The sequence below is a fragment of the Actinomadura chibensis NBRC 106107 genome (genome assembly GCF_001552135.1).
Lineage (GTDB): Bacteria > Actinomycetota > Actinomycetes > Streptosporangiales > Streptosporangiaceae > Spirillospora > Spirillospora chibensis.
Genome location: NZ_BCQP01000045.1, coordinates 96,573 through 118,151 on the forward strand (window position 1 = coordinate 96,573; position 21,579 = coordinate 118,151).

Here is a 21,579-nt window from a genome sequence, read left to right on the forward strand (position 1 = left end):
TGGCGGTCAGGCGGGCGGGTCAGAGGCCGCGCGGGGCCCGGCTCAGGCGTCCGCGTTCAGGCCGTAGCGGGCCTGGTCGCAGGGCCGGGGCGCCTCCGGGCCGTCCCGGCCGAGGCGCAGCATCCGGGACACGCGGACGGTGCGGAACTCGCGCCCCCGCACGCGGATCCGGTGCCCGGTCGCGGCCCGCACCCCGGCCGCGAGCGCCTCCCACTCGGCCACCTCGGCGGCGGACGCCGGGTCGCCCTGGAACTCGCGCAGCCTCGGCAGCAGGTCGGTGAAGTGCCGGGCGAGCCGGTCGACGGCCTCGTGCGGGACGTCCCCGCCGGTGATCGGGGACCACGCGTCGCCCGCCACCTCCACCACCACGAAGGTCGGCGGGAGGAGCACGACGCCGGGGTGCGTGCGGATCGCGTGCCGCGCCTCGGCGCGCACTTCGTCCGGGACGGTCCCCGCGACCGGCATGTACCCGACGAGGTTCAGCCGCAGCTGCGCCTCCCACTGCCCGCACGGCGCGGCCGGGTCGAGCGGGTGGCCGCGGAGCAGGCCGTCGGCGGCGAGGTCGGCGTCGGTGGCGCGCGGCGGCTCCATCACCCGGTCGCCGATCAGCATGAACTTCTCCGCCCTGACGACCCGGTACCGGCGGGGGCCGATCTCCCACTCGTCCTTGGCGAGCTGGTCGCCCTCCTCGGGGTCGAGCCGCGCGGCGGCGGCGCGCATCGCCCGCGCGGTCCCGGGGTCGGGCTCGTCGGCGGCGGCCGTCCGGAGGTCGAAGGCGAGGCCGTACCGGGCCGAGGACGGGTCGTCCGAGCCGAGCGACCCGATCCGCCACTCCCCGTCCTCCTGCACGGCGTGCCCGAACTCGGGGGACCCGGCGGGGAGCAGCTTCGGGTATTCCAGAATTCGCTCGCCGAGCTCCCGGTCGCGCACCGCCGCGACCGGATCGAGCGCGGCCACGACATTGATGTGGTCGTACCCGTGCATGAGCGGGAAGGTCATGCCCGGCATCCTCGCCGTCCGCGCCCGTTCCCCGCATGATTTTCCGTATATCGCGAGCCCGGCTTGCCCCATTTCTGTGGTTAATTATGAATTGTTTTTTCGATCATGAACCGGGGCGGGGCGGCGGTCAGTCGGCCAGGGTGACGACGACCTTCACGTCGTCCCGGCGGGGGGTGAAGGCGTCCGCGAAACGTTCCAGCGGGACGCGCCGCGAGACCAGCCCGCCGAGCCAGCCGGGGTCGGCCTTCGCGAGCGCCCGCGCGGCGGCCGCGTAGTGCCCCAGGTTCGCGTTCACCGACCCGATGATGGCGTCGTTCTCCAGGACGATGTCGCGGTTCAGCCCGCCCATGTCCACGTGCAGCATCCGCCCGGCGGGCGACACCCCGGTCAGGCACACGACGCCGTACGGCGCGTTGTTCGCCATCGCGCCGAGGATGAGCTCCGAGGCCCCGGTCGCCTCGATCACGATGTCGGGCGTCGCGACCGCGACGGCGTCGTCCAGCGTCCCGTGGTGGTAGGTGGCGCCGAGGTCGGCGACGAGCCCCGGCTTCGGCCCCTCGGTGACCCGGTCGAGGACGTGCACTTCGAGCTCGCGCTGGACGCCGAGCAGCGCGGCGAGCAGCCCGATCGGCCCCGCGCCCGTCACGAGCGCCACGCGCGGCTCGAACCAGGCCCGCGCGCCGACCTTCTCGACCTGGTCCCATGCCTTGGCGACGACGGACGCCGGCTCCATCAGCACCCCGACCTCGGCGAGCCGCGGGTCCAGCGCGACCGCGTAGGCGGCGTCGACGGCCCACGCCGTGCTCGCGTAGCCGTCGATCTCCTTGATGCCGCGCTCGGTGTAGCGGCCGTTGCGGCACATGTCGAACTCGCCGTGCGCGCACGCCCCGCACGGCTCGGGGTCCGGCCGCCGCACCACCCCGACGACGAGGTCGCCGGGGGAGAACCCGCTGCCGGACGGCGCCTCCCGCACCCGGCCGAGCGACTCGTGCCCGATGACGAGCCGGTCGCGGCCGGGCGGCGGCCAGCCGTACTCGCCGTCCGCGATCTCCCGGTCGGTGCCGCACACGCCGACGGCGAGGCCGTCCACGAGCAGGTCGCCGGGGCCGGGCTCCGGGTCCGGGACGTCCGTGGCGGCCAGCGACCCGCGCTTCAGCGGCTCGACGGTCAAGGCGCGCATGCCGAATCTCCTCCCCGAGTGGTGAGCGCCCCTGACCTACCCGCGATCGTCCCGGTCTGTCGCGGCGGTCCTCAACGTTCCGGTCAACTCGCGCTCACGGCGCCGCCGCCGCGAAGCCGCCGGAGGGTCGCGGGCACGGCGCGCCGGGTTGGCACGGAGTTCATGATGTCTGGCACGCACGTCCTCGGAATGCGCTCCGGCGCGTCCTTACGATTCGGTGCGCCTCCGGGTGGGCATGCCCATCCGGCCCCCGCAACCGAGAGGAAGGTGCACCATGACCGAGAACACCTGGGTCACGCCCGACTACGAGATCGTGGAGACCGCCATGGAGGTCACCGCCTACCTGACGGACAAGGGCTGACCGTCCCGCGATGCGCGTGCTGGTCCTCGGCACCGCCGCGGGCGGCGGCGTGCCCCAGTGGAACTGCTCCTGCGCCGGGTGCTCGGCCGCCCGCGCGAACCCGTCCCGGCGGCGGCGTCACGCCTCCATCGCCGTCGAGGCCGGGGCGGGCCGCTGGTACATCGTCAACGCCACACCCGACATCGGCGAGCAGATCGAGGACCATCCGGCACTGCATCCTGGCCCGGAGCGGCGGGCCACGCCGGTCGCCGGAGTGATCCTCACCGACGCCGAGCTGGACCACACGCTCGGCATCGCCCGGCTCCGGGAGGCGTCCGGGCTGCGGATCGCGGCGACCGGCACGGTGCGGTCGGCGCTGTCGGTCTGCCTCCGGCTGGACGCGGTCCTCGGCCCCTACGCGGGCGTGTCCTGGACGACGCTCCCGCAGAAGGAGCCCGAGCCGATCGACGGCGGGCCGCTGGAGTTCCAGGGCATCCGGGTGTCGGGCAAGCGCCCCCGGTACGCCGCCGACCTGAAGGAGCCGGACGACGCCTGGGTGGTCGCGCTGCGCGTCCGCGACCGGCGCGACGGCAAGGCCCTCGTGTACGCGCCCGCCCTCGCCGCCTGGCCGGAGGAGTTCGAGCGCGCCGTCCGCGGCGCCGACTGCGTCTTCGTCGACGGCACGTTCTGGGACGACGAGGAGCCCCGCCGCACCGGCATCGGCGGGAAGACGTCCGGCCAGATGGGCCACCTGCCGATCACCGGCCCGGACGGCACCGTCGAGCGCCTCGGCGAACTGCCCGCCGAGCGGCGCCTCTACACGCACCTGAACAACACGAACCCTTTGGTCGACCCGGACGACCCCGGCCACCGGCGGCTCGCCGCGGCGGGGATCGAGGTCGCCAGGGAGGGAGCGGTGATCGAGGTATGAGTGCGGTGAGCGAGAGATGAGCACGATGACGCCGGCGCAGGAGGTCCACGCGCCGCTGCCCTGGCCGGACACGGTCCTGGACGAGCGCCTGCGCGACATCGGGGACCGGCGGTACCACCACCGGCACCCTTTCAACCTGCGCATGCACGAAGGCGTCCTGACGAGGGCCGAGCTGCGCCTCTGGGTGCTGAACCGGTTCCACTACCAGCGCCACATCCCGATCAAGGACGCGCTGATCCTGGCGAAGCTGCCCTCCCGGGAGCTGCGCCGCGCGTGGATCCGCCGGATCCACGACCACGACGGCGCCCCGGACGGCGACGGCCGCGACGGCGGCATCGAGCGGTGGCTGCGCCTCGGCGAGGCGGTCGGCCTGGACCGGGACCTGCTGCTGTCCGGCGAGGGCGTGCTGCCCGGCGTCCGGCTGGCCGTGGACGGCTACGTCGGCTTCTGCCGGACGGGCTCCGCGCTTGAGGCGGTCGCGTCGTCCCTCACCGAGCTGTACGCGCCCGACCTGATGGCCACGCGGATCGCCGCGTGGGAACGCCACTACCCGTGGGTCGACCCGGAGGGGCTGCGCTATTTCCAGGTGCGCGTGGGACAGGGCCGCCGCGACTCGGAGGAGGCGCTCGCGCTCGTCCACGCGTGGGCGCGGACGCGGCACGACCAGGAGCGCGTGCTGGCCGCGTTCACGTTCAAGTGCGAGGTGCTGTGGGCGCTGCTCGACGCCGTCGAGAAGGCGTGCGAGCTGGGCGGGGCCGTCCCCGATGACTGATCCGGCCGATCCCGCCGACCCGGCGTGGCGTCCCGTGCTGGACGGCTCGATCGTCCTGCGGCACGACCGCGTCCGCGGCGCCGACCTGCTGCTGATGCCCGAGCGCGCGGTCCGGCTCAGCGGGACCGGCGGCCGCATCCTGCGGCTGTGCGACGGCAGCCGCACGGTCGACGGCATCATCGCCGAGCTGGCCGAGACCTTCCCGGACGCGCCGCTCGCCGCCGAGGTGCCCGCGTTCCTGGACCGCGTCCGCGCGCAGGGATGGCTCCGATGACCGCTGCCGGGATCCCCCCGCCGTGGGGGCTGCTCGCCGAGGTCACGCACGCGTGCCCGCTGCACTGCCCGTACTGCTCGAACCCGCTGGAGCTGGTCCGGCCGAGCGCCGAGCTGTCCACGGCCGAGTGGACGCGGGTCTTCGGCGAGGCCGCCGAGCTCGGGGTCGTCCAGGCGCACGTGTCCGGCGGGGAGCCGCTGCTGCGCGCCGACCTCGCCGAGATCGTCGCGGCCGCGCACGGCGCCGGGGTCTACACCCAGCTCGTCACGAGCGGCGTCGGCCTCACCGCCGGACGGCTGGCCGAGCTGCTCGCCGCCGGGCTGAACAGCGTCCAGCTCTCCCTGCAGGACGCCCGCCGCCCCGGCTCCGACCTCATCGCCGGGCGCGTCTCCTACACCGAGAAGGAGGAGGCCGCCGGGGTGATCCGGGACGCGGGGGTGCCGTTCGGGCTGAACGTCGTCCTGCACCGGCGCAACCTCGACAACCTCCGGAAGATCATCGAGGTCGGGGCCCGCTGGGGCGCCGACCGGATCGAGCTGGCCAACACCCAGTTCTACGGCTGGGCGCTGCGCAACCGCGCCGCGCTGCTGCCGACCCGCGCCCAGCTCGACGCGGCGAAGGCCGTGGTCGCGGCGTGGCGGGAGGAGCGGGACGAGCCCGAGCTGGTCTGGGTGCTGCCCGACTACTACGAGGGCGTCCCGAAGCCGTGCATGGGCGGCTGGGGCGCGCGGACGATCACGGTCGGCCCGGACGGCACCGCGCTGCCGTGCCCCGCCGCCTACGCCGTCCCCGACCTCGGCGCGCCGAACGTCCGGGAGCGTCCGCTCGGCTGGATCTGGGCGGAGTCGCCGGCGTTCAACGCCTACCGCGGCACCGCGTGGATGGGCGAGCCGTGCCGGAGCTGCCCGCGCCGCGAGGTCGACTTCGGCGGCTGCCGGTGCCAGGCGCACGCCCTGACCGGCGACGCGGCGCGCACCGATCCGGCGTGCGCGCTGTCCCCGGACCACGACCTCGTCCGCGCCGCGACGGAGGCGCCGCGGGCCGACGAGTTCGTGTACCGGCGGCCCGGGCGCCCCATCTCCGGGTGAGTCACCGGTCCGGGTAGACGAGGTCCATCTCGCGGTCGAAGTAGTCGGGAAGACCGCTCCAAGGGTTCGCGCCTGCCCGGTCGGTGACGTACACGACGCCCGCGTTGCCGCGCCCCGCGCGGGCCAGCGCCCGCGCGAGGACGGCCTGCGGCGCCGCGTACACGAGGTGGCAGAACGTCTCGGCCGGGACCCGGGCCGCCCACGCGGGCGGCCGGAAGTGCTGGTAGGCCGACCAGGGCCCCTCGAACGTGACGAGCATGTCGGCGAGCCGCGCGTACGCGGGGTCCGGGTAGATGCCGTGGTTGAGGACGACGCACTCCGCGCCCCGCACCTGCGCCGCCGTGACGGCGCGGCAGTAGCGCGGCACGTGCCCGGCGATCGCGGACACCTGGTCCATGAACGCCGTCCGGACGCCGTACCACTTCCGGTACCGCGTCACCTCGTCCTCGATGTCCTCCGGCGGCCGTTCGCCGTAGGAGGTGTCGATGTAGCCCGCGAGCTCCACGCCGTTGGCCGCGAGGCGGTGCGCGACGGCGGCCCAAGCGCGGTCCCGGACGGTGCCGGGACCGTTCGCGATGTTGAACACCACCCATTTGAGGCGCTCGTCGGTGAGGTCCGCCCATTCCAGCGCGTCCGCGTGGAAGTACGCGGGCACGAGGACGGACGAGACCCGCCCCCTCGTCCCGCTCATCTGCCAGGCCATGCCGTCTCCGCCCATAGGTCGCGCAACGAGGTGGTGAGGTCGGTCGCGGGCTTCCAGCCGAGCGCGCGCCCGGCCGCCCTGACGTCGGCCTGCTGCCAGCCGACGCCGGAGGACCGCTCGGATCCGGCGGCGGCCTCCAGGACCCGGCGCGCGGAGCCGGTGACGCGCACCAGCCCGGCCGCGAGGTCGCGCAGCGGCGTCGCCCGCCCGCTGCCCACGTTCAGCACCGGGGGCAGCGGTCCGTCCGCGCGGACGGCGGCGAGCACCGCGTCCGCGACGTCGCGGACGTCGACCAGGTCGCGGCTCGCCGCGAGCGAGCCGACCCGGATGTCGTCCGCGTCGTCCCGGCCCGCCGTGCGGCGCAGCTCGGCGGCGAGCCGCCCGGCGAGCGTCGACTCGGGCGACCCGGGGCCGATCGGGTTGAACACGCGGAGCACGACGGCGTCGAGGCCGTCCCCGGCCGCGGCGCGGACCAGCTCCGTCCCGGCGAGCTTCGTCACGCCGTACGCCGACACGGGGCGCGGCGGCGTGGCCTCCGACACGGGGGTGCCGCGCGGCACGTCCCCGTACTCGGCGGCCGACCCGAGGTGGACGAGCCGCGCCTCGACGCCCGACGCGGTCAGCGCCGCCAGGAGGTTCGCGACGGCGACGACGTTGCCGCGCACGAGGTCGGCCGGGTCGCCGCGGGTGGCGCCCGCGCAGTTGACGACCGCGTCCGGGGCGACGTCGCGGAGCGCGTCCGCCACCGGCCCCGCCCGTTCGGCGAGGTCGAGCGTCAGGCCGCCGAGCTCGGGCGTCCGGGCGGCCGGCACGACGTCCACGCCCGCGGCGGCCGCCCGCGCGCGGACGTGCCGTCCGACGAACCCCGTCGCGCCGACCAGCAGGACCCGGCTCACGTGCCACCTCCAGGCGGGGGTACGGCCCCCCGCGCGCCCCGGTTCGCGCCGCTCATGACTGGCTTCCCGAGGACCCGTTCTGCGCGGGCGTCCCGCCCGCCGTCACCGCGACGCGGCCCTCCAGGAGCTGCGGGCGCAGCCTGGAGAACTCGGCGTTGGCGCGGTCGTAGTCGTCCGGGCGGCCGATGTCCAGCCAGTACCCGTCGAAGCGGTACTCGCGCGGGTGCCGGCCCTCGGAGAGCAGGTCGAGGACGAGTTCGTCGAAGCCGAGCGCGCGGCCCGGCTCGTACTTGGCGAGCGCCTCGTTGGAGACGCCGTACACGCCCATGCTGACCTGGTAGTCGAGCGTCGGCTTCTCGCTGAAGCCGATGACCCGGCCCGCCTGCGTCGTGAGGACGCCGAAGTCGATGGCGACCTTGCGCGCGTACGTGGCGACGGTCAGCGGGGGGCGTGTCGCCGCGTGTTCCAGGAGCATGGCGGCGAAGTCGATGTCGGTGAGGATGTCGCCGTTCGCGACCAGGAACTCGGCGGGGAGCCTGTCCCGCATCGTGAGCAGCGGCCCGATCGTGCCGAGCGGCGCCTCCTCCACCGCGTAGTCCACGCGGAGGCCCCAGCGGCTCCCGTCGCCGACGTAGGACCGGATGAGGTGGCCGAGATGCCCGATGGCGAGCGTCACCGACCGGAAGCCCTGCCGGGAGAGCTGGTGGAGCATGATCTCCAGGATCGCGTACTCGTCGCCGATGGGGACGAGCGGCTTGGGCAGGGTGGTCGTGTACGGCCGGAGCCGCACTCCCTTGCCGCCCGCGAGGATTACGGCGTGCATGGTTCCTCTCCGTGCCTCTAGTGGCTAGATGTTGTACGTGGACGGCCGGTAGCGCGCCAGGTTGGCGGGGTCGAGGAACCATTCGACGGTGTCCTTCAGCCCCTCTTCGAGCGTGTGCCGGTGCCGCCAGCCGGTGGCGCGGCGCAGCTTGCCGCTGTCGCAGACGAGGCGCATGACCTCCGACGCCGCGGGCCGCTCCCGGGCGGCGGCCGAGCGGAACTCCGGCGCGGCGCCCATCAGGCCCGCGATCGTGCGGGCGAGCCGTCCCATCGAGATCTCGTGGCCGGTGCCGGAGTTGAACACCTCGCCGACGACGTCGTCGGCGGGCGCGGTGCCCACCGCGACGAACGCGTCCGCGGTGTCCTTGACGTAGCTGAAGTCGCGGGTCGGCGCCAGCGAGCCCACCTCGACGGCGCCGGTGTCCGCGGCGATCTGGCTGATCACGGTGGGGATGAACGCGCGGGCCGACTGCCGGGGCCCGAACGTGTTGAACGGCCGCAGCGTCACCGCCTGCACCCCGAAGGACGCGTGGTAGCTCGCGACGAGCTGGTCGGCGGCGACCTTCGTCGCCGCGTACGGGGACTGCGCGTGGATCGGGTGCGACTCGTCGATCGGGACGCGCTGCGCCGTCCCGTAGGTCTCGCTGGTGGAGGTGTGCACGAGCCGCGGCGTGCGCATGTCCCGGACCGCCTCCAGGACGTTCAGCGTCCCGGCGACGTTCGTGTCGACGTAGGACTGCGGCGCCCGGTAGGAGTAGGGGATCGCGATCAGCGCCGCCAGGTGGTAGACGACCTCGGCGTCCCGGACGAGCTCGCGCACCGAGGCCCGGTCGCGGACGTCGCCCGGCTCCACCTCGACCTCGTCGAGGACGTCCGGCGCCAGCGAGTCGAGCCAGCCGTGCGACCCGAACGAGTTGTACTGGACCATCGCCCGGACGCGGTGCCCGCGGTCGACGAGCGTCTCGACGAGGTGCGAGCCGATGAAACCGTCGGCTCCCGTCACGGCGACCATGCTGTTCATATGGAACCTGGCCTTTCAGCGGGGGGCTATCGATGGGACGTCGCGCGGGCCAACACGCGTGCGGCGTACGCCGACAGGGCGGCGAGCAGCACTCCGGCGATGACGAGCTGGACCGTCCCCGGCGCGACGTGCGGCACGGCCAGCGCGGCCCCGGCCTCGGCGGCGAGGGCGCAGGTGTACAGGGCGAGGACGACGCCGACGCGGGCGCACGCCTGCAGGATCAGGGCGAGGAAGAACGCGCAGCCGAGCTCGGCGAAGCCGCCGAGCGTCCGCAGGTTCACCCCGGTGGCGGGGAGCCGGGCGAGGACCCCCGCCGCGGCGACGAGTCCGAGCAGCGACGCCGCGTACCGGGCGAGCGCGCCGCCGAGCGCGGCGCGCGCGGCGCGCGTGAAGGCGTCCATGGCGGTGTGGGTGCGGAGCAGGTCGTGGACGCGGCGGCGGTAGGCGTACAGGATCCATTCGGCGCCGCCCATCGACAGCGACAGGGACAGCACCGCCACCGTCGTCGTCCCCGCCGGGACGGGCCGCCCGGCGAGCGCGGACAGCAGGGTGTAGGTGAGGAGCCCGCCGGTCAGCAGGCCGAACAGGGAGAACGGCAGCGCCGCCCACAGGTCGCGGCGGCCGACGGCGGCGGCGGCCGGGCCGCGCTCGCGCGCGGGCCCGCGCGGCCGCCGGGTCGCGAGGAGCGCCAGCCCGGTCGTCGCCGCGAGCGACACCCCCCACGCGGCCCAGACGGCGGCCGGCACGCTCTGCGGCGGGCCGTCCCGGTGCCCGGCGAGGTGGACGGCCGCCGCGCCGACGCCCGGCAGCAGCGCGAGGAACAGCCGGACCTCGCCGCCGTGCACCTGCACGACCGTCGCGGACAGCAGGTAGCAGCCGAGCCCGGCCGACATCGCGGTCGCCATCGCCCCGGCGTCCATCAGCGCGCCCGCCGCGACCGTCACCGGCACGACGAGCAGCAGCCCGGCGCCGAGCCCGTACCGCAGCACGAGGGACGCGGCGTCCCGCTTGCCGTACCCGAGCCGGACGTACCCGAGGTAGGCGGTGCCCTGGCTGACCGTCCACGCGAGCACCAGGGACAGGACGAGCAGCACGCCCGCCCCCGTCCGCGTCAGCACCGGCGCGCCGACGACGTAGCAGAGCCCGGGCAGCCCGAACAGGACGCCGCGCAGCAGGTGCCGCCACGGGACGGCCCGCCACGGCGCCTCCGGCGTCTCGCCCTCCGGCGGGCGGCGCGGCGTGCTCGTGTACAGGTCCTCGGCGAGGGCGAACACGTCGGGGTGGCCGTAGCCGCGGGCCGCCTCGTCGTTGATGCCCTCCGCCTCGAGACCGGCCGTGACCTCCAGCGCGTCGACGGCCCCGGCGCACAGGTCCGCCATGCGCTCGCGCAGGTCCGCGACGCTGTGCGTCCGGGTCTCGACGTCCCCCGGCGCGGCGGTCATGCGAGCCTCGCCTCCGCCTCGGCCGGCGCGCGGCGCGCCGTCCCGTCGGCGGCGACCAGCTCGTCGTAGATCGCCCGGAAGGCGTCCACCGCGCGGTCGACCGTGAACAGTTCGAGGGCCCGCTCGCGGGCGGCCCGGCCGAGCCGCCGCCGGGACACCTCGTCGCCGAGCAGCCGCAGGCAGGCGTCGGCCATCTGGCGCGGCTGCCGCGGCGGGACGACGAGCCCGGTGTCGGCGACCGCCTCGGTGACGCCGCCGACGTCCGTCGCGACCGTCACGCGGCCGCAGGTCATCGCCTCGATCAGGGTGTAGGGGAACCCTTCGGAGATGCTGGAAAGGACGACGACCGTGCCCGCCGCGTAGGCGTCCTTGATGTCGTCGACCCGTCCCTCGAACGTGGTGTGCTCCAGGACGCCGAGGTCGCGGGCGAGGTCCTCGCAGCGGGTCTTGTACCGCTCGCCGCCCGCCGGGGTGCCGCCGAACAGCCGCAGCTTCGCGTCCGGGACCTTCTCCCTGACCATCGCGAACGCCCGGATCAGCGTCTCCAGGTCCTTGATGGGGTCGACGCGTCCGGCCCAGCTCAGGGTGGGGACCGCGGGCTCGGCGCCGGCCGCGGGGAAGCGGGCCGGGTCGACGCCGTTGTAGACGGTCTCCATGATCTCGGGGTCCGCCCCGCAGCGCACCTCCCAGCGCTGGTTGTAGAGGTTGCAGGGGGTGAGCAGGTCCGCGGCCTTGTACCCGGCGACGCACAGCAGCCGCATGAAGCCGAGCAGCACCGACTTGACCGGGTACGGGTACTGCGCCCGGCGCATCCCGATGTAGCGTTCCCGCAGGTAGATGCCGTGTTCGGTGAGGCAGAACGGTGTTCCGTAGGTCCACTTGGCGGCGAGGCACGGCAGGACGGGGATGCCGTTCGACACCGCGTGGACGACGTCGCCGCGCGGCGGCGGCTCGTGCAGCGGGCGGAGCATGTGCTCCAGGAGGTCGATGGTGGTCAGGGCGTCGTGGACGGTGGGCCGCACGCCGACCTCGTCGAACCGGGCGCGCTGGTCGTTCCAGGCGTCCATCAGCCAGCGGACGGGCCCTTCGGTGCGGAGCGCGGCGCCGAGGTCGTTGGTGCGCCCGAAGTCGAAGAGCCCGCGCAGGATGTGGGGGAACACGTCCGCCATCCGGCCGGACGGGGAGAGCACGGTGTAGAGGAACGAGCGGAACAGCCGCTCGAAACGCCGCGCCTCCCCGCCGGACGGGGGCCGCCCGGAGGGCGGCCCCCACATCGCCACGGGCTCCACGGTCACGTGCCCGGGCAGGTCCCAGACGGTGGGCTCCGCTCCGGTGGTGGTGAGCGCCAGGACGGTGAACCGGTGTTCCGGCATGCCCCGTACGAGCTGGTCGCACCAGACGCTCACACCACCGAAGTTGTGCGGATAGGTCCCCTCCGTCACCAGGGTGATCTCCAAGGTCAGGCTCCGGGCACCGTGAGCGTCACTTCCCCGGGCACGTAGGCTGACCGGTCACCGGCGTACGCCTGGCCGAACGCCTTGCCGCCCGTGCCCTCCTTCGTCCCCTCCGGCGCCGTGACGGGGATGCTGAGGTCGTCCGGTCCGGTGACCGTGACCTTCCCGTCCTGGACGTAGGCGGTGATGTTGGAGCCGTTCTTCAGCGCGGCCCTCCAGAGGTCCTGGCGGCGGAGTTCGGCGCCGAGCGACGCCATCGGGTCGTTCACGACCGGGGTGTTGTCGGCGAACGCCATCCGGTACTCGCCGAGGACGTTGTTGAGCATCGTGTAGAGGATGCGGTCCTCGGTGAGGTTGGACTGGTGCGCGTAGTGCGGCCGCGGGTCGTTGCCGGTGACGTGGGACAGCGTGATCCGGCTGTCGACCGGGACGATGTACGACTTGTACCCGCTCTCGGCGGCGAGCGGCTTGATGCAGGTCATCGTGTCCGGGTGGTCCTCGCACAGACCGCTGCCGCCGTCCGCCCGCTTGGTGTAGATCCAGTTGTACTCGTCGACCTCTTCCTCCTCGGTCCCGACGTTGAAGTACACGCTCATCGGGTGCCGGGGGAGGGTGCGCGCCTGGCCGATGGAGCGCATGGCGGGCTCCCGGGACGCGTCGCCCGCGAGCCAGGTGATGTCGGTCTGGTCCAGCGCGGGGGCGAGGTTCGGGTTGTCCTCGGGCTGCTGCGGCAGGACGCGCATGCCGGAGTGCTCACCGGTGACGACCTCGGTCTTGGGCACCGAGAGGTCGTGCTCCTGGGCCCAGTCGAGGTTCTTCGTGATCTGCTGCTCGATGGTGCTCTCGTCGACGTACTCGGTGTCGCCCTCCGGGTCCTTCACGCAGACCCACGGCCGGACCGTCTGGTCCTGCTTGCAGCCGAGGAACAGGTGCGAGTACGTGTGGTTCAGCCAGCGGAACTGGCTCTTGCCCATGAGGAGCGCCTCGCTCAGCAGGTCGATGCCGTCGTGCTCCTTCTTCCAGTCCTCGGCGCCGCCGCCGTTGAAGGCCAGGTCGAGCTTGAACCGCTGGTCCTTCTGCCACATCTCGGCGGCGACCACGTCGTCGACGTCCATCCGGATGTCGGGGGTGGTGACGCCGGTCGGGCAGTCCTCGCCGGGCGTGCAGTTGTCCTTGGTGCTCCACCGCGCGTCCGGCAGGAAGACGTCGTCGACGTGGACGCTCATGTAGTTGCGGTTGAAGCCGAGGTGGACGCCCTTGGTCAGCCAGGTGATCAGGCCGTGGCCGAGCGTCCTCGACTGCCACTGGTCGTAGTTGGCGCTGTAGGTCAGCACCATCTCGCTGCGGCCGTCGTGGGTGTAGATGCCCGCGATGGTGCCGGTCTTGTCCTTGACCTCGACGTTCACGAACGGCTTGAACGACTTCCCGGCGACCTTGTCGTCCGGCAGCGGGGTCGAGACGTAGCCGTAGCTCTCGTCGATGTCGGGGGCGAGGTCGTTGAACCGCACCGGGCCGCGCAGGTACCGGAACGCGTCGGAGCGCGCGGCGGGGAGGACCTCGGCGACGGTGCCGTCCAGGATCCCCGCGTACGCCGGGGTGTTCAGGCCGACCGCGGCGGACGGGTAGACGTAGGCGTCGAGCTGCCTGATCCCGTACTTCACCTCGTAGTCGGCGATCGCCGTCATCTCGGCGGCGTCCTGGAACGGCGCGGAGTTGGGCAGGACGACGGCCTGGTACTTGGCGCGCGGCGTCCCGTTCACCGTGTCGGCGAGGAAGGCCGCGTCGATCTTGGGGCGGCCCGAGTCGCGCAGGTCGACGGTCTTGTAGGGCACCCCCTCGGCCGCCAACTGGCCGGCGATGGCCGACACCGAGGCGCCGCCGTCGCTCACGACGAGGACCTTGAGGTCGACGCGGGGACCCGCGGCCGAGGCCGGTCCCTGCGGACCGACGGTCAGGACGCCCGCCAACAGCACCGCCGAAAGGGCGCCGAGAGCGGGCCGGCGAAGGACTTTCACCAAGCCTCCCTGGACAGGATGACGACCGCAACCGAAATTCAACAGCCGTTCACAACGCTGGCAGAAATGGAATTAATAACCTTTGGATCGGGCCTAAGAGATCATGCGGCGGCCCCGCCGGGCAAGTAAAGCCCGGCGGGGGCCCATCTTGGGGTGGGCCGGGTCCTAGGACTCCGCGGGCATGCGGAAATCGGTTTTCCGCGGCGCTTTGCCTGGTTAGGGCCGGTCCGTTGCAGGGGGGCCCGAATAAAGTTCCAGCCAGCGTTCGGCCGCGTGCTCGCGGCCGTCCGCGCCGAGCCGTTTGTAGATCTGGTGCGCGTGGTTCTTCACGGTCTTCTCGGAGATCACGAGCCGACGCGCGATCTGGCGGTTGGTGAGGCCCGCGGCGATCAGCTCCAGGATCTCCGCCTCGCGCGCGGTCAGCCCGGTGTCGTGGCGGCGCGTCCCGCCGCCGTCGTGCAGCCACCGCACGAGCGCCGTGACCACCGGCGGGGACAGGCACGCCTCCCCGCGGCCCGCGGTGACGAGCAGGTCAGGCAGGTCCTGCGGCTCGAAGTGGCCGTAGACGAGGCAGCCGTGCGCGCCCGCCGCGATGGCCTGGACGAGCAGCGGCGGGTCCTGCGCGGTGGTGACGACGACGACCCGGCCGCCCGCCCGCGCGAGCCGTCCGATCGCGCCCGCGGGCGGCGGCGAGGCGTCGAGGAGCACCACGTCGGGGGCGTGCGCGCGGACTCCGGCGACCGCGCGGCCGACCGTCCCGCCGCCGGTGACGCGCACCGCCGGGGAAGCGCCGAGCAACGCCTGAAACCCGATCCGCGACATCGGATTGTCGCTGACCACCAACACCCGGACCGCTTTCGCGTCGGACGCCGGGCCGTTGGCACGGTACATCGGAAAATCACCGTTCATGGCACTGTCCCGCAATTCTCCGGGGGCGCGGGCGATCCGGCGGCTCGCGAACGGGCCTCGGCACTGATCGGGACCGGCGCCGGAACATGCGTCAACGATAAGGGAAGACGCGTCCTGAGCAGGAGTCGCGGGTACCCAACGGACCGCCCTTATTGACCCATTGTGAAAAGTCTTCAACAGGCACTGGAGAGCGTCCGGATCGACCGCGGGGCGGGGCGGGCGCGCGTGCCGCTGTGAACGGGACCGGCCGTTGTGAACGGCGCCGGGGCGCCGGAGGTCCGGCGCCCCGGCGCCCCGGTCGGGCTCAGCGGATCAGTCGGTGAAGGGCGCGAACTTCAGCCAGAACCCGCAGTGGTGCTGCTTCGCGATCTCGGACGTCATCCGGCTGTCCCCGGCGGGGAGCAGCGACATCTGCTTCTGGTTCGCGGACGTGAACGGCGTCCAGCGCGGGGCGCCCTTCACGGTGGGGTCGCCGCCGCGGGCGAAGCCCGTCCACTCGGCGACGAGCTGGGCCCGCATCGCCTTCTGGTTCGGCGTCAGCGGCGGCTGCCCGGGGAACGTGCCGTGGAACAGGTAGCTGAACTCCCCGACGTGGAACGCCCCGACGGGCTTGGAGTTGTCGATGAACGGCAGCGGCGGCGCGTTGGTGTCGTCGAACCGGTAGGCGTACACGGGGACGTGCTCGCCGAGCCGCCGGTCGTTGAGCAGCGCCGGGCAGACGGAGCTGGCGTCGGCGAGGACCGTCCGGGACGCGATGTACGGCGCGGGGTCGGGGAACCTGGCCAGCTTGTAGCGCTTCAGCACCTCGGGCGCGTTCGCCCCGTAGTGCTGGTTGATCAGCGCCTCGTACTGGGCCGGGGTCTCGGCGGGGGTCATCTGCGTCTCGTCCCTCGCCACGCCGTGGATGACGGGCACCTTGTTGAAGTCGCCGGTGGCGAACGCCTCGCCCGGCGACTTCGTGAGCGTCTTCCCGTCGACGATCGGCGCGAGCGTGCCCTTGTCGGGGCCGAGGCCGTCACCGGCCGCGTCCAGCAGCGTCTGCACCGGGACCTGGCGCAGGCAGGCGGCGACGTCGGCGGCCGTCCCGCAGCCGACCGCGGCGGCGAACCGGGCACCGGCCTGCTGCGCCTCGGCCTGGGTGGGCAGCTTGGTCGCGCAGTCCTGGCGCTGCCAGGTGGTGTTCACGCCGAGCAGCCCGTTGTACTCGCCGCTCTCGATGATCCCCTTGGCGAACAGCCCGTGCGCGGTGGGGGACGCCATGTTGGCGCACACGCTGGAGCCCCCGGCGGACGGCCCGAAGATCGTCACGTTGGCCGGGTCGCCCCCGAACCTCGCGATGTTCCGCTTGACCCAGCCGAGCGCGGCCTGCTGGTCCTGGAGGCCGTAGTTTCCGGCGTTCGCGCCGAGCGCCGCGTGCGACAGGAACCCGATGATGCCGAGCCGGTAGGTCACCTCCACCTGGATCACCTTGCCCTCGGCGGCGAGGGTGCTCCCGTCGGACGGCGACCCGAGCCGGAACCCGCCGCCGTGCAACTGCACCATGACCGGAAGCGGCCCGCTTCCCGCGTTCTTCGGCACCCGGACGTTCAGCTTCAGGCAGTCCTCGTCGGTGGAGCCGGGCATGAAGTCGGCGGGCTGCGGGCACCGGCTGCCGAGCTCGGTGGCCTGGAGCTGCGTCGTCCAGCCGGGGTGCGGCGCGGGCGGCGCCCAGCGCAGCGCGCCGAGCGGCGGCGCGGCGTACGGGACGCCCAGCCAGTTCGTGACCGCGCTCCCCTCGATGCCGCAGATCGGGCCGGTGTCGGTCTGGATCGCGGTGCCGGCCGAGCAGGCGGGCGCGGCGCTCGGGGCCGCCGTCGCGGCGTGCGCCCCGGTCAGCCCGGCGGCCGCGACGACGATGGACAACGCGAGCTTCAGGGCGGTTCTGGGTCTCATTGTGGTCCTCCCAGTCAGAGACCGTGCGGAATCCTGGTGCCCCGATCCTTGCATCGTTGTTCGATAGGAAAACTATCTGACTCAGCCTTGTCCCATAACGGATCATTCCGGTCAGCACGCATGCGAAAGGCGGGGACGGAGGGCTCCGTCCCCGCCTTTCGGCGGTCCAGCGCTACCGCACGGGCTACCGGGCGAACGCCTGGAGCTCGGCGGCCCGGACGATCCCGGCCCGCGGGCTCGCCGTCGCGCAGTCGGTGTTCGACCGCGGGTCGTTGTCCTGCTCACCGGCGTAGAGCGGCGTGCCGGTGCACTGGCTGGAGACGACCTGGAGCCGCAGGTGCGTCGCCGAGACGTCCCGCAGGTCGAACGACCGCATGATCAGGTCGGGCGCGGTCGGCCGCGGGCGGTCCGCGGGGAACGCGTCGGACGGGCTCGTGTAGACCGTCCGGTACGACCCGTTCCGCGTGCAGTCGGCCTTGGTCGCGTCGCAGGCGAGCAGCCGGAACGCGCGCAGCGCCGTGAAGCGGTTCTGCGTGGTGTCCGGGCCCTCCGGGTCGTCCGCGACGGTCGGCCGCAGCAGCGCGCTGACCTGCACCCGCCCGACCCGCACCGGACGGTCCCCGGCGAGGTCGACGGTCACCTGCCGGCCCGCGACCGGCGCCTCCACCGACTGCCAGTTCGTGGCCTCGGTCTCGTCCAGCAGCGCGGGCTGCGAGCGCCCGTCGCCGGACGCGGTCGCGCCGTTCGCGGCGGCGGCCTCGTTGCGCGACATCGCGACCGGCAGCGTCCGCTGCGACGCGCGGACCGTCGCGGTGAACCGCTTGTGCCCGAAGCCCGCGCCGACCGCGAGGAACGAGTACCGGCCAGGCGCGAGCTGGACGGAGTCGCCGAGCGGCGTCGCCGGGTCGGTGTCGGCCACCGGGACGGCCCGCGCCTCGTAGTCGCCCACGTACAGCCGGACCTTGCCGCCCTTGGCGTCGCCGCCGGGCTTCAGGGTCAGGTCGGCGTTCCGCGACAGCGGGGACGCGAAGCTCGGCCGCGCGTCCGGGTCGTTCGGGCCGTTGCTGGCCGCGTCCTTGCCGAGGCCGTGCCGGGCGAACACCTTCCACATCATCTCGTGGTCCTTGCCGCCGAACCGGATGGTGTCGGCGGCGAGCAGCGCGTTGCGGTGGTCGACGTAGCTGACCGCGCCGCTCGCCATGAGCAGCAGCGCGTCGAACGACAGCTGCGCCCAGCGCCGGTTGCCCGGGCACTTGGCGACGGGGACCGTCCCCTCGGCGCACTTGCGCTGCAGGGTCGCGTTGCCCCTGCCGTACTTGTCGACGAACGCCTGCCGGACGTCGAACTGCGTGGCCGTCCAGATCTCGCCGTCCGCGTGGACCTGCGTCCCGACGAGGTCGTAGCCGAGGTCGCTGTAGTTCAGCGGGCTCTTGCTCATGTCGTAGTTGCGGATGCCGGTGCGCCGGTCGCCGGTGACGTACGCGCCGGTGACGTACTGCGTCAGGCCGGGCGTCCGGAACCCGTACTCGTTGAGGTACTCCATGGCGAACAGGTCGGACGTGCTCTCGTTCATCGCCCCGGCCTGCGCGCCCTGCCAGCCCGCGTCCGGGCCGCCGATCATGCGTCCGGAGATGGCGTGGCTGAACTCGTGCCCGATGACGCTCATGTCGTAGTCGCCGTCGACGCACGGGGCGTAGAACGAGCCCGCGATCGGCTGCCACAGGTACATGTTGGTGATGGTGGGCGTGCCGTCCGGCGGCGTGATCTGGTTGGCGTTGTCGCGGACGGTCCCGAACCGTCCGCCCGCCTGCGCGTTCCCCAGCTCGGGGTCGCCGCCCTTGCCGCCCCGGTTCCCGTTGTCGACCTGCATGTTCCAGGCCGACTCGGTGAACCCGAGCCGGTACGACCAGTCGTGCATCCGGTTGTGCTGGACGAACAGGTTCGAGATGGCCGCTTCGAGGTCGGCCTCCTGCGGGCTGTCCAGCGTCGCCGGGTCGCACTTGCTCCTGAACCACTGGTTGGTCCAGGGATAGGTGTAGTTGCGGTCGGCCTTGGGCGCGTTGGTGCGGGTCCCGACCGTGAACGGGTCGCTGCTCGCGCGGTTCTCGTAGGTGCGGGCCGAGTTGCCGAGGCTCGTGCTGGTCGGCGCGCCGGTCGCCGGGTCGACGTCCCAGGGACGCCCGCTGGACGGGTCGCCGCCCGGGACGTACTTGCATCCCGGCGCGGGCGCGAAGCACCACGTCCGCCGGGTGTCGCGGGACGAGTAGTCGCCCGGCGGCGTCGCCGGGAACACCGACCAGCGCGGATTGTCGCTGTCGTGGTCGACCAGGTTCTCCCGGACGAGCACCGCGCCGGAGCGGGCGTCCACGTACGACGTGACGGCCTTCGGCTCGGCGCCGGACGCGTCCATCAGCGTGACCTGGTAGGCGCTCCGCGCGCCCTGCGCGGTGGGCACGGCGACGAGCCGCGCGGCCCGCGCGCTCCTGGCGGCGATGCCCGCGTCGCGTCCGGCGGCCTTGACGGCGTCGTCCCGGGAGAGCGTCGCGGGCGCCGGGGCCGCGCCGTCGCGGGACAGCGTCGAGGTGACCGAGACGACCTCGCTGCCGCTCACCCCGATCGCGACGAGCCCGTCGTATCCGGCGGGCAGCCCGCCGAAGCGCTGGCGGAGCAGGACGGCCGCGCCGTCCCCGATCGGGTTGACGGCGACCTTCTCCAGCGCGGACACGGCGGCGGCGTCCAGGCCGAACAGGTCGCTGTGGCCGGTCAGGTACGCGCGCGCGACCTGCTCGGGACCGCCCGGCAGGCCGCTGGCGAGGGCGCCGTCGGCGGCGACCACGGCGGGCGTGCCGAGCTTGTTCCAGCGGACCGTGACGCCGCGCGCCGCGCTCTGCTGGCGCGCGGTCGGCGCCAGCAGGCCGGGACGGACGTCCTTGTCCGCCAGTTCGGCGCGCTCGCCGGGCGGTGGCTGCGGACGGGACCGCGGCGGCTCGGCCCGGCCGGGGACGGCGAGGCCGAGGGTGAGAAGTGTTCCGGAGACCGCGACCGCCGTGGCGGCGGTCAAGCGTGTCCTGGGCAAGGTGCCTCCTGGAGCGGGGGGACGGACCAGGCTCGACAGGGGTCGGCCGATGACTCGGCCGAGGGGTCGACCGCACACGAGACAAGCAGCACCTCAACGGGGCAACTACGGCGAATTAATACGTTTCAGCCGGGTGCTCCGGAGGCGATCTCCGCCGTTGACAAACGCCGTCCCGCGTGGGCGGTGTCGTCGTGTTCCCGCCCGGGCATGGTCGTCACGGAGGAGAACCCATGCCCGTTCAGCTCAACCACACGATCGTGCACGTCAAGGACAAGACCGCGTCGGCCCGCTTCTACGCCGACATCCTCGGCGTGGACGAGCCCGCCCCGTTCGGCCCCTTCCAGACGGTCGCGCTGGCCAACGGCGTCACGCTCGACTTCATGGACGTGCGCGCCGACCCGCCGCCGCAGCACTACGCGTTCCTCGTCGGCGAGGACGACTTCGACGCCATCTTCGGCCGCATCACCGAGCGCGGCCTCGCCTACTACGCCGACCCGATGCGCAGCCGTCCCGGCGAGATCAACCGCAACGACGGCGGGCGCGGGGTCTACTGGCTCGACCCGGACGGCCACGTCCTGGAGATCATCACCCGCCCGTACGGCGGCGGCTGACCCGGCGGGACCGTCCTAGGCGAGGCGGTGCCAGACCTCGTCCAGGGCGAGCCGCAGCGCGCCGGTGAGGACGGTGTCCTCGGCGAGCCCGGAGAACTCCACGGCGGGCGGGTTCAGCGTCAGCTCCGCCAGGTGCCGGGTGATGGCCGTGAGCAGCACCGTCCCGGCGCGGGCGACGCCGCCGCCGATCACGACGGCGTCCGGGTCGAGCACCAGCACGGCCGGTGCGATCGCGGCGGCGAAGGTGGCGGCCACGTCGTCCACGACCTGCCGGGCGGCGGCGTCCCCGGCGGCGGCCGCGGCGAACACGGCGGCGGCGTCGGACGGCCCGTCCCGCAGCGCCGACCCGGGATGGTCGCGGGCGGCCCGCCGGGCCTGCGCGGCGATGGCCTCGGCGCCGATGCTCCGCTCCAGCGGGCCGCGCCCGTCGCCGGTGTCCGGGACGTGCCCGGCCGGGCGGATGAACCCGATCTCGCCCGCCGCCCCCGCGCCCCGGTGCAGCTCGCCGCCGATCACGACGCCCGCGCCGAGCCGCTCGCCCCACTGGACGGCGAGCAGCGTGCCCGGCTCGGCGCGCTCCCCGGCGACGGCGAGCGCGGCGAGGTTCGCGTCGTTCTCGATGCGGACCGGGCAGTCGAACCGGTCGCGCAGGTGGTCGGACAGGTCCACCGACGTCCACCCGGGGACGCTCGGCGCGAGCAGGATCCGGCCGGTGGCGGGGTCGACGATGCCGGGCGTGGCGACGACGACCTCCGCGATCCCGGCCGCGGTCAGCTCGGCCGCCCCGAGCGCGGCGGAGACGGCGTCGTCGACGTCGGCGAGCAGCCCGTCGGCGTCGCCGCGGTCCACCGCCCGGCGGACCGAGGCGAGCCGGGTCGCGGCGAGGTCGGCGATCCCGGCGCTGACCGTGTGCGGGCCGACGTCCAGGCCGAGGACGGGCGCGGCGCGGCCGCGCAGCGACACCCGGACGGCGGGCCGCCCGCCCTGCGGGGACACCGCCGCCGGGTCGTGCTGCTCCAGCCATCCCGCGCCGACCAGGTCGTCCACCGCCTGACCGACCGTCGGACGGGTGAGCCCGGTCAGCTCGACCAGTTCCGCGAGCCGCACCGGCTCC

General features: G+C 73.7%; 19 protein-coding genes. 6 read left to right on the forward strand and 13 right to left on the reverse strand.

What is annotated here, in order from left to right:
* Positions 1–42 precede the first annotated feature (42 nt).
* Together ACH01S_RS26160 and ACH01S_RS26165 are read right to left on the reverse strand one after the other, a co-directional pair.
* Entirely contained in the window at positions 43–999 is a 957-nt protein-coding gene (locus ACH01S_RS26160) for a DUF5954 family protein (protein WP_067896815.1), read from the reverse strand.
* A 127-nt stretch (positions 1,000–1,126) separates the two neighbouring features.
* Positions 1,127–2,179 (reverse strand): glucose 1-dehydrogenase, encoded by a 1,053-nt coding sequence (locus tag ACH01S_RS26165; RefSeq protein WP_067896817.1) that lies wholly within the window; start codon positions 2,177–2,179, stop codon positions 1,127–1,129.
* 235 nt (positions 2,180–2,414) lie between these two features.
* Here ACH01S_RS26165 and pqqA point away from each other — a divergent pair, with 235 nt between their 5' ends.
* From pqqA to pqqE, 5 genes are read left to right on the forward strand one after another with little or no spacing between them, the layout of a single operon-like run.
* Positions 2,415–2,540 (forward strand): pyrroloquinoline quinone precursor peptide PqqA, encoded by a 126-nt coding sequence (gene pqqA, locus ACH01S_RS26170; RefSeq protein WP_083981149.1) that lies wholly within the window; start codon positions 2,415–2,417, stop codon positions 2,538–2,540.
* Positions 2,541–2,550: 10 nt separating this feature from the next.
* Positions 2,551–3,450 carry a pyrroloquinoline quinone biosynthesis protein PqqB gene (gene pqqB, locus ACH01S_RS26175; protein WP_067896824.1) on the forward strand — a complete coding sequence of 300 codons (900 nt, stop codon included), beginning with the start codon at positions 2,551–2,553 and terminating at the stop codon, positions 3,448–3,450.
* A gap of 16 nt (positions 3,451–3,466) precedes the next feature.
* Complete coding sequence (gene pqqC / locus ACH01S_RS26180; protein ID WP_169809356.1) at positions 3,467–4,222, forward strand: pyrroloquinoline-quinone synthase PqqC; 756 nt, start codon at positions 3,467–3,469, stop codon at positions 4,220–4,222.
* Positions 4,215–4,496: a pyrroloquinoline quinone biosynthesis peptide chaperone PqqD gene (gene pqqD, locus ACH01S_RS26185; RefSeq protein WP_067896827.1), complete on the forward strand. Its 282-nt coding sequence runs from the start codon at positions 4,215–4,217 to the stop codon at positions 4,494–4,496. Before pqqC ends, pqqD begins: the two co-directional genes overlap by 8 nt.
* On the forward strand, positions 4,493–5,584 hold the full coding sequence (pqqE, locus tag ACH01S_RS26190) for a pyrroloquinoline quinone biosynthesis protein PqqE (RefSeq protein ID WP_083981157.1): 1,092 nt from the start codon (positions 4,493–4,495) through the stop codon (positions 5,582–5,584). Before pqqD ends, pqqE begins: the two co-directional genes overlap by 4 nt.
* A gap of 1 nt (position 5,585) precedes the next feature.
* Here pqqE and ACH01S_RS26195 read toward each other — a convergent pair whose 3' ends face one another.
* The 10 genes from ACH01S_RS26195 to ACH01S_RS26240 all read right to left on the reverse strand — a co-directional run bounded on the left by ACH01S_RS26195 (position 5,586) and on the right by ACH01S_RS26240 (position 19,854).
* A complete protein-coding gene (locus ACH01S_RS26195) occupies positions 5,586–6,287 on the reverse strand; it encodes a spherulation-specific family 4 protein (protein ID WP_169809357.1) in 702 nt (233 codons plus the stop codon).
* Complete coding sequence (locus ACH01S_RS26200) at positions 6,272–7,183, reverse strand: NAD-dependent epimerase/dehydratase family protein (protein ID WP_067896834.1); 912 nt, start codon at positions 7,181–7,183, stop codon at positions 6,272–6,274. The genes ACH01S_RS26195 and ACH01S_RS26200 overlap by 16 nt, the downstream gene beginning before the upstream one ends.
* A gap of 52 nt (positions 7,184–7,235) precedes the next feature.
* Positions 7,236–8,006, reverse strand: coding sequence for a sugar phosphate nucleotidyltransferase (locus tag ACH01S_RS26205; RefSeq protein WP_083981150.1), 771 nt, complete (start codon positions 8,004–8,006; stop codon positions 7,236–7,238).
* Positions 8,007–8,030: 24 nt separating this feature from the next.
* A complete protein-coding gene (locus tag ACH01S_RS26210) occupies positions 8,031–9,026 on the reverse strand; it encodes an SDR family NAD(P)-dependent oxidoreductase (RefSeq protein ID WP_067896837.1) in 996 nt (331 codons plus the stop codon).
* A 26-nt stretch (positions 9,027–9,052) separates the two neighbouring features.
* The gene (locus ACH01S_RS26215) at positions 9,053–10,468 is read right to left on the reverse strand and encodes a hypothetical protein (protein WP_067896839.1); all 1,416 of its coding nucleotides are present in this window, start codon (positions 10,466–10,468) and stop codon (positions 9,053–9,055) included.
* Positions 10,465–11,925, reverse strand: a complete 1,461-nt coding sequence (pelF, locus tag ACH01S_RS26220) for a GT4 family glycosyltransferase PelF (RefSeq protein ID WP_218010398.1) — start codon at positions 11,923–11,925, stop codon at positions 10,465–10,467. Before pelF ends, ACH01S_RS26215 begins: the two co-directional genes overlap by 4 nt.
* A gap of 2 nt (positions 11,926–11,927) precedes the next feature.
* Positions 11,928–13,937: an Agd3-related carbohydrate-binding protein gene (locus ACH01S_RS26225; protein WP_067896845.1), complete on the reverse strand. Its 2,010-nt coding sequence runs from the start codon at positions 13,935–13,937 to the stop codon at positions 11,928–11,930.
* 216 nt (positions 13,938–14,153) lie between these two features.
* On the reverse strand, positions 14,154–14,846 hold the full coding sequence (locus ACH01S_RS26230) for a LuxR C-terminal-related transcriptional regulator (RefSeq protein WP_083981151.1): 693 nt from the start codon (positions 14,844–14,846) through the stop codon (positions 14,154–14,156).
* A 312-nt stretch (positions 14,847–15,158) separates the two neighbouring features.
* The gene (locus ACH01S_RS26235) at positions 15,159–16,778 is read right to left on the reverse strand and encodes a carboxylesterase/lipase family protein (protein ID WP_067896851.1); all 1,620 of its coding nucleotides are present in this window, start codon (positions 16,776–16,778) and stop codon (positions 15,159–15,161) included.
* 184 nt (positions 16,779–16,962) lie between these two features.
* Positions 16,963–19,854 (reverse strand): M36 family metallopeptidase, encoded by a 2,892-nt coding sequence (locus ACH01S_RS26240; RefSeq protein ID WP_067896854.1) that lies wholly within the window; start codon positions 19,852–19,854, stop codon positions 16,963–16,965.
* Positions 19,855–20,084: 230 nt separating this feature from the next.
* On the opposite strand from ACH01S_RS26240, the gene ACH01S_RS26245 reads away from it, so the two are divergent.
* Entirely contained in the window at positions 20,085–20,465 is a 381-nt protein-coding gene (locus ACH01S_RS26245; RefSeq protein WP_067896855.1) for a VOC family protein, read from the forward strand.
* 15 nt (positions 20,466–20,480) lie between these two features.
* Here the strand turns inward: ACH01S_RS26245 and ACH01S_RS26250 are convergent.
* On the reverse strand, positions 20,481–21,579 hold a 1,099-nt coding region (locus tag ACH01S_RS26250; protein ID WP_083981159.1), incomplete at its 5' end, for an ROK family transcriptional regulator.